Annotated in this window: 8 protein-coding genes; 3 read left to right on the top strand and 5 right to left on the bottom strand. The window is 65.4% G+C overall.

Features of this window, described 5'->3' with window-relative positions; all coding sequences use genetic code 11:
- The first annotated feature begins 93 nt into the window (after positions 1–93).
- From cysT to A2J02_RS19395, 3 genes are read left to right on the top strand one after another with little or no spacing between them, the layout of a single operon-like run.
- Complete coding sequence (gene cysT / locus A2J02_RS19405; RefSeq protein ID WP_082898920.1) at positions 94–987, top strand: sulfate ABC transporter permease subunit CysT; 894 nt, start codon at positions 94–96, stop codon at positions 985–987.
- Positions 984–1,784 carry a sulfate ABC transporter permease subunit CysW gene (cysW, locus tag A2J02_RS19400; RefSeq protein ID WP_068052371.1) on the top strand — a complete coding sequence of 267 codons (801 nt, stop codon included), beginning with the start codon at positions 984–986 and terminating at the stop codon, positions 1,782–1,784. Before cysT ends, cysW begins: the two co-directional genes overlap by 4 nt.
- Entirely contained in the window at positions 1,784–2,839 is a 1,056-nt protein-coding gene (locus A2J02_RS19395; protein ID WP_068052370.1) for a sulfate/molybdate ABC transporter ATP-binding protein, read from the top strand. Before cysW ends, A2J02_RS19395 begins: the two co-directional genes overlap by 1 nt.
- Here A2J02_RS19395 and A2J02_RS19390 read toward each other — a convergent pair.
- The 5 genes from A2J02_RS19390 to A2J02_RS19370 form a co-directional block, all read right to left on the bottom strand.
- Positions 2,799–3,635, bottom strand: coding sequence for a sirohydrochlorin chelatase (locus A2J02_RS19390; protein WP_068052366.1), 837 nt, complete (start codon positions 3,633–3,635; stop codon positions 2,799–2,801). The two genes, A2J02_RS19395 and A2J02_RS19390, sit on opposite strands and share 41 nt — an antisense overlap.
- Positions 3,632–4,936, bottom strand: a complete 1,305-nt coding sequence (locus tag A2J02_RS19385) for a sulfate adenylyltransferase subunit 1 (RefSeq protein WP_068052363.1) — start codon at positions 4,934–4,936, stop codon at positions 3,632–3,634. The genes A2J02_RS19390 and A2J02_RS19385 overlap by 4 nt, the downstream gene beginning before the upstream one ends.
- A complete protein-coding gene (cysD, locus tag A2J02_RS19380; protein WP_068052360.1) occupies positions 4,936–5,880 on the bottom strand; it encodes a sulfate adenylyltransferase subunit CysD in 945 nt (314 codons plus the stop codon). The genes A2J02_RS19385 and cysD overlap by 1 nt, the downstream gene beginning before the upstream one ends.
- A complete protein-coding gene (locus A2J02_RS19375; RefSeq protein WP_068052359.1) occupies positions 5,877–6,587 on the bottom strand; it encodes a phosphoadenylyl-sulfate reductase in 711 nt (236 codons plus the stop codon). The genes cysD and A2J02_RS19375 overlap by 4 nt, the downstream gene beginning before the upstream one ends.
- Positions 6,584–8,186, bottom strand: a 1,603-nt coding sequence (locus tag A2J02_RS19370) for a nitrite/sulfite reductase (protein WP_068052357.1), incomplete at its 5' end; no start/stop codon positions are given. The genes A2J02_RS19370 and A2J02_RS19375, both read right to left, overlap by 4 nt.

The following is an 8,186-nucleotide window of genomic DNA, read 5'->3' as shown; positions in this document are numbered from 1 at the left end:
CGAGCTCGGTGGCTGGACGCAGGTCGACGCGGACCTGTTCGGAGACAACGGTGCCATCGCCACGATCTACCAAGACAGCACCAGGTAGCGATCATGTCCCTATCGAGCAGCGAACCCGCGCCGTCGGATTCGACCGTCCCGCCCAGCGCGACACGACGGTTTCGTGCCGGGCGGGAAGGCCGAAAGTTCCGTGGCCCGGGATCGGTCGGTCCGCTCGGACTCGGCGTCGCGGTGTTGTGGCTCAGCGTCATCGTGTTGCTTCCTCTGGCGGCGTTGACGGTCCAGTCGTTCGACGACGGTCTCACCGGCTTCTGGAACGCGGTCACCGAGCAACGCGCGCTGGCCACGTTCAAGGTGACGTTGCAGGTGTCGGTGGCCGCGGCCGTGGTCAACCTCTTTCTCGGCACCCTCATCGCGTGGGTCCTGGTGCGGGACGAGTTCCCGGGCAAGCGATTCGTCAACGCCCTGATCGATCTGCCGTTCGCACTGCCGACCATCGTGGCCAGCCTGGTTCTGCTGTCGCTGTACGGTCCGGCGAGTCCGGTCGGGTTGGTGTTCAACGCAACCAAGCCCGCGGTGATCGTCGCGCTGCTCTTCGTCACATTGCCGTTCGTGGTGCGAGCGGTTCAACCGGTGCTGATCGAGCTCGACAAGGACGTCGAGGAGGCCGCGGCCTCGCTCGGCGCGAACAACTGGACCATCTTCCGTCGCATCGTCCTGCCGGTCCTGCTGCCGGCGATCCTCAGCGGTGGGGGGCTCGCCTTCGCGCGCGCCATCGGTGAATTCGGGTCGGTGGTGCTCATCGGCGGCAACATCCCCAACGACACACAGGTGGCGTCGCAGTACATCCGTGAGCTCATCGAGTACGACCGCCCAACCGATGCGGCTGCGATCTCCGTGGTGCTGCTGGCGATCGCGTTCGCAGTGCTGTTCGTCCTTCGCGTGGTGGGCAATCGCCTGGCCCGACGTGAGGAGCAGATCTCGTGAAAATCGGTCTGCCGATCAAGCTGACGCTGCGCACCGTGGCTCTGCTGTATCTCGCCGTTCTGGTGCTGTTCCCACTCGGCACCATCCTGTTTCGCACGTTCGAGGACGGCGTCGTCACGTTCTGGGAGCAGATCACCACCCCGGCTGCGCAGTCGGCACTGCAGCTGTCGCTGTTGATCGTCGCGATAGTCGTTCCGATCAACATCGTGTTCGGTGTGGTGACCGCACTGGCGCTCGTGCGCGGACGGTTCCGTGGCAAAGGTGTCCTGGAAGCCATCGTCGATCTGCCGTTCGCGGTGTCGCCGATCATCACCGGCGTTGCGCTGATCCTGCTGTGGGGTGCCAACGGGTGGTTCGGCGGCGTCGAAAGCCTCGGCTTCAAGGTCATTTTCGCGCTTCCCGGCATGGTCATCGCGACGATCTTCGTCACGCTGCCGTTCGTCGTGCGCGAGGTCGAACCCGTGCTGTACGAGATCGGTGAGGAGCAGGAGGAGGCCGCCTCGACGCTCGGTGCGTCGTCGTGGCAGACGTTCTGGCGCATCACTCTTCCGGCGATCCGGTGGGGGTTGACGTACGGCGTGGTACTCACCGTCGCACGGTCGCTCGGCGAGTTCGGTGCGGTGATCATGGTCTCGACCAATCTGCCCGGTATTTCTCAAACGCTCACGCTGCTGGTCAATTCACGGTACGAGGACTTCAATCAACAGGGCGCGTACGCCGCCTCCACACTGCTCATGGCGATAGCCGTCGTCGTGCTGCTGTTGATGACGGCCCTCGACAAGAAGAGGACGAAGTAATGACCGAGACATCCCCCGAGATCGAGATCTCCGTCGTCGGTGCCAACAAGCACTACGGCGACTTCGCAGCGCTCGACGATGTGAGCATCGACATCCCCAAGGGATCGTTGACGGCGCTGCTCGGGCCCAGTGGCTCGGGCAAGTCCACCCTGCTGCGCTCCATCGCCGGGCTCGAACAGCTCGATTCCGGTCGGGTGGTGCTCGCAGGTCAGGACGTCACTTGGGTCAGCCCGCAGCGCCGTGAGATCGGGTTCGTGTTCCAGCACTACGCGGCGTTCAAGCACCTCACAGTGCGCGACAACGTCGCCTTCGGCCTGCAGATTCGCAAGCGGCCCAAGGCCGAGATCGCCAAGAAGGTCGACGAGTTGCTCGAGATCGTCGGGCTCGCCGGGTTCCAGAGTCGCTACCCGGCGCAGCTGTCCGGTGGACAGCGCCAGCGCATGGCGTTGGCCCGCGCACTCGCCGTCGACCCGCAGGTGCTGCTGCTCGACGAGCCCTTCGGCGCGCTCGACGCCAAGGTGCGTGCCGATCTCCGTACATGGCTGCGTCGACTGCACGACGAGGTCCACGTCACCACGGTGCTGGTGACCCACGATCAGGAGGAGGCGCTCGACGTCGCCGACCGGATCGCGGTGCTCAACAAGGGCCGCATCGAACAGGTGGGCAGCCCGGAAGATCTCTACGATCGCCCGGCCAACAATTTCGTGATGTCGTTCCTGGGTCAGGTCGCCCGACTGAACGGACTTCTGGTGCGGCCGCACGACATTCGCGTCGGACGCGATCCGTCGTTGGCGCAGGCTCAGGCCAGCGGGACGGCCGAATCGGCCGGTGTGACGCGGGCCGTCGTCGAGCGGGTGGTACACCTCGGTTTCGAGGTGAAGGTCGAATTGAAGAATGCGGCCACCGGTGAACTGTTCGCGGCGCAGATCACCCGCGGCGACAGTGAGGCGCTCGGTCTGCGCGAGGGCGAGACGGTGTACGTACGAGCGACTCGGGTGCCGAAAATCGCAGACGCTAGCGGTGCAGACGCGATTGCTGGTGCACCGGTTCGTTGAACCGGTGCGATAGAGCGTTCGGCTCCGGTGTCGCAACAGCCCGTGCCGCAGGAGTGGAGCCTGCGGAACGACCCATCGAGACCGCGGAGTCGTATCGCCGCGACACCAGATCTGCCAGCGCCGGATGTGCTCCGATCACCCTGGCATGCACCACGTTCGGCAGGCCTGCGACCGAGGCTTCGATCCTGTCGGTGAGCAGTCCGGGGGCCAGGAACCAGGGTGCCACGACGATGCGGTCGGCTCCCAGCGTGCGCAGTTGTGCGACCGCATCGGTGGGGGACGGGGAGACCGAGGTCGCAAAGCAGGTCACAGCTCCGGCCCAGTCTGTTCCGGCGAGCAGTTTCTGCGCGATCACCCGGGTGCGCTGATTCGCCGGTGCCACCGAGGAGCCGACCGCGGCAAGAGCGATTCCGACCGTCGAATCGGTTACTGCGACACCGGTTTCGGTGATGCGGTCGCGGACTGCGTCGATGAGGAGTCGGTCGTCTCCCAGAACGTCGGCTTGCGTTATCGAGACGTGCGGGTGTCGCGTTCTTGCGGCCTGCAGTAATTCGGGCAGATCGACTTTTGCGTGAAAAGCCTTGCCCAGCAACATCGGAACTGCGACGATGCGTGCGTGTCCGGCAACGGCCAGGTCGTCGACCACCTGATCGACGCCGGGCTCGGAGAGATCGAGAAACGCCACGCGCACGTCCAGATCCGGTCGCCGCCGACGCAGGGCGTCGACGGCGCGGTGGATCGTCGCGCTCGAGCGCGGGTCACGGCTGCCGTGGGCAACCGCGATCAGTGCGCTCACGCCGGAACTGCCGACCCCAGCTCGACGGCAGCCAGAGCGTTGCCCACGAGCCCGGCAGCCAACGTGTTGCCGCCGGCCGGATCGATCAGCAGGAAGCTGCCCGTGTGCCGGTTGACGGCGTAGTCGTCTGCCACGATGGGTTCGGCGACGCGCACCGAGATTCGGCCGATCTCGTTGAGCTCCAACGACTCCGGACCTTCGTGTGCGGTGAGCTCCTGCTCGTCGAATCGCTCGATCAGGGTCCCGACGATGGCCTGGGTGGTGCGAGTGCCGTGCTTGAGCAGCAGGCGAGCGCCCGGGCGGAGCGGCTTCTCGGCGAGCCAGCACACCGTGGCCTCGAAGTCGCCGATCGGCTCCGGTGCGTCCTGCGGGGAGGCGATGGTGTCGCCGCGCGAGACGTCGACATCGTCGGCGAGTACGAGGGTGACACTGCGTCCGGCATGAGCGGTACGCAATTCCCCGTCCGCGGTATCGATGCGCTCGACTGTCGTTCGGGTGCCGGAGGGCAGGATGACGACCTCGTCGCCGACGTCGACGGAGCCCGCCGCGACCTGGCCGGCATATCCGCGGTAGTCCGGGAACTCCGCTGTGCGAGGCCGGATCACGTACTGCACGGGGAATCGCAGACCGACCCGGTGCGGTTCGGCGTCGACCGGAACCGACTCGAGGTGCTCGATGAGGGTGGGTCCGTCGTAATACGGGGTCTTGTCCGACTTCACCGCGACGTTGTCGCCGTGCAGTGCGGACACCGGGATCTCGATGACGTCCTCGCTGGACCAGCCGAGGGAGGAGGTCAGCGAGTTGAACTCGGCCGAGATCTCGGCGAACACCGTTGCGGGGTCCTCGACCAGATCGATCTTGTTGACCGCGAGTACCAGGCGCGGAACGCCGAGCAGAGCGAGAACCGCTGCGTGCCTGCGGGTCTGCGTGATGACACCCTTGCGGGCGTCGACCAGCAGGATGACGAGCTGAGCCGTCGAGGCACCGGAGACGGTATTGCGGGTGTACTGAACGTGGCCGGGGGTATCGGCCAGTACGAACGAGCGGTGCGGCGTCGCGAAGTAGCGATAGGCGACATCGATGGTGATGCCCTGTTCACGCTCGGCGCGCAGGCCGTCGACCAGGAGGGACAGGTCCGGAGTGGCCAGCCCCTTGTCCACCGAGGCCCGAGTGACGGCGTCGATCTGGTCGGCCAGAACGGATTTGGTGTCGTAGAGGAGCCGTCCGACGAGCGTCGACTTACCGTCGTCGACGCTCCCCGCGGTGGCGAGGCGAAGAAGCTGCGTTCCTGTGCTGCTCATCAGAAGTATCCTTCTCGTTTGCGATCTTCCATGGCAGCCTCGGAGACGCGGTCGTCGCCGCGGGTGGCTCCGCGTTCGGTGAGCCTGGACGCGGCTACCTCGGCGAGGATTGCCTCGTTGTCGGCGGCCTCGGACAGCACTGCGCCGGTGGTTGATCCGTCGCCGACGGTGCGGTAGCGCACCGACAGGGTCTGCAGCTCCTCGTTCTCGGCCGGTCCGCCCCAGACGCCGGGCGTCATCCACATGCCGTCACGCTGGTAGACGGGTCGCTGATGGGCGTAGTAGATGCTCGCCAGTTCCACGTCGTCACGGGCGATGTAGCGCCAGATGTCGAGTTCGGTGAAGTTGCTGAGCGGGAACACGCGCACCTGCTCGCCGGGGGAATGCTTGCCGTTGTACAGGTTCCACAGTTCGGGTCGCTGCTTCTTGGGCTCCCACTGGCCGAATGCGTTGCGCAGCGAGAAGATCCGCTCTTTCGCACGGGCCCGCTCCTCGTCGCGTCGGGCACCGCCGAAGACGGCGTCGAACCGATTTTCGGAGATCGCGTCGAGGAGGGGCACGGTCTGCAGCGGGTTGCGAATGCCGTCGGGGCGCTCGGTGAGGCGTCCGTCGGCGAGATACTCCTCGACGCTGGCCACGTGCAGACGCAGGTTGTATTTGGCGACCACGTGATCGCGGAAGTCCAGCACCTCCTGCAGGTTGTGTCCGGTGTCGACGTGCAGCAGTGCGAACGGCAGGGGAGCGGGCCAGAACGCCTTGATCGCCAGGTGCAGCAGAACGGTCGAGTCCTTGCCGCCGGAGAACAGGATGACGGGGCGCTCGAACTCGCCCGCCACCTCACGGAAGATGTGGATGGCCTCGGATTCGAGTGCGTCGAGGGTGTCGAACCGATCTGCGTCGAGATGGGTCCGACCGACGGTGGCCGAGGTGAGATCGAGTGTCATGAGGCGTGCAACCCACATTCGGTCTTGGCCTTGCCGGCCCAACGACCGCTACGCGGGTCGGCTCCGGGGGCAGGTTTGACGGTGCACGGTGCGCACCCGATGGACGGATAGCCTTCGTCGACGAGGGGATTGACCAGAATCGAATGTTCGTCGATGTAGGCCTGCATCTGCTCGTCGGACCACGGCGCGATCGGGTTGATCTTGACCAGACCGAAGGCGTCGTCGAACGAGATGAGCGGGGCGTTGGCGCGGGTGGGGGCCTCGACCCGGCGGATACCGGTGACCCAGGCGCTGTAATTCGCCAGTTCCTTCTTCAGCGGGGCGACCTTGCGCATCGCACAGCAGCGATTGGGCTCGCGGGCGAACAGGTCCTTGCCGTCGATCGCATCCTGTTCTGCGACAGTCTTCTCGGCTCGGGCGTTGACGACCCGGACGCCGTAGACGGACTCGACGGCGTCGCGCGTCCCGATGGTCTCGGCGAAGTGGTAGCCGGTGTCGAGGAACAGCACGTCCACGCCGGGATGAACCTGTGCAGCGAGGTGAACGAGCACCCCGTCCTGCATGTTGGACGCAACGATGAAGTCGTCACCGAAGTTGTCCTCGGTCCACTGCAACAACACCAGCGGACTCGCCCCGTCGAGTTCGCGGGCACCGCGCTCGGCGATGTCCTTCAATTCCTCCACCGTCAAATTCAACCTGGTACTCATCGCAAATCCGCCTCGTCTGCTCGCACGGCCCACTGAGCGAACCGTTCGCCGTCCTCGCGGTGCTTGTCGAAATTGCGCACCACTCTGTCGATGTAATCTCCCAGCTCGGAGCTGTTGACCTTGTGCTGGCGCAACTTTCGGCCGAATGCACTGTCCAGTCCGAGGCTGCCTCCGAGATGAACCTGGAAACCCTCGATCTGATTCCCGTCCCCGTCGTCGACCAACAGGCCCTTGAAGCCGATGTCGGCGATCTGCGACCGTGCGCACGAATTGGGGCAGCCGTTGATGTTGATGGTGATCGGCACGTCGAGTTTGCTGTTGATGTCGGACAGGCGCTCTTCGAGCTCGGGGACGAGAACCTGTGAGCGCTTGCGGGTTTCGGCGAACGAGAGCTTGCAGAACTCGATGCCGCTGCACGCCATCAGATTCTTGCGCCAGTGCGAGGGCCGGGCAGGTAGGCCCAGCGCATCGAGGTCGGAGATCAGCTGCTCGAGCGTCTCGTCGGGAACGTCGAGGACGATCAGCTTCTGGTACGGCGTGAACCGCACGCGATCCGACCCGGCCTTCTCGGCAGCGTCGGCGACGGCGGCGAGGATGGTGCCGGAGACGCGGCCCGCGATGGGTGCCACCCCGACGGCGTTGAGGCCGTTCTTGAGCTTCTGGATCCCGACGTGATCGCGGGGCCGAGCGGGCTTCTCGGGAGCCGGGCCGTCGATGAGCTTGCGGTGCAGGTATTCGTCCTCGAGGACCTGGCGGAACTTCTCGATGCCCCAGTCCTTGATGAGAAACTTCAGGCGCGCCTTGGTACGAAGCCTGCGGTAGCCGTAGTCACGGAAGATCGAGACGACGCCTTCCCATACGTCGGGAACGTCCTCGAGCGGAACCCAGACGCCGACTCGCTGCGCGAGCATGGGGTTGGTGGACAGGCCGCCGCCGACCCACAGGTCGAGTCCGGGCCCGTGCTCGGGATGCACGACGCCGACGAACGCGCAGTCGTTGATCTCGTGCACCACGTCCTGCAGGCCCGAGATCGCCGTCTTGAACTTGCGCGGCAGATTGGAGTACTCGGGCTTGCCGATGTAGCGCTCGACGATCTCGTCGATGGCGGAAGTGGGGTCGAGGATCTCGTCGACGGCCTCGCCCGCGAGCGGGGAACCGAGCACCACTCGGGGGCAGTCGCCGCACGCCTCGGTGCTCTTCAGGCCGACCGCTTCGATTCGACGCCAGATCTCGGGGACGTTCTCCACCTCGACCCAGTGGAACTGCACGTTCTCACGGTCGGACAGGTCTGCGGTGTCGCGACCGAACTCCTGGGAGATGCCGGCGAGGACACGCAGCTGCTCGAGGTTCAGTGCGCCCGCGTCGCAGCGGATACGCATCATGAAGTACTTCGCCTCGAGGAGGTCGATGTTGTCGTCACCGGTGAAGGTGCCGTCGTAGCCCTGCTCACGCTGGGTGTAGAGGCCCCACCAGCGAAAGCGGCCGCGAAGATCGCCCTTGTCGATGCTGTCGAAACCCTGCTTGGAGTAGATGTTCTCGATGCGGGCTCGCACGTTGAGCGGGTTGTCGTCCTTCTTGGACTGCTCGTTGGCGTTCAGT

The sequence above is a fragment of the Rhodococcus sp. EPR-147 genome (assembly GCF_001647185.1).
In the GTDB taxonomy this organism is placed as follows: Bacteria; Actinomycetota; Actinomycetes; order Mycobacteriales; family Mycobacteriaceae; genus Rhodococcoides.
This window is presented reverse-complemented; position numbering and strand designations above follow the sequence as displayed.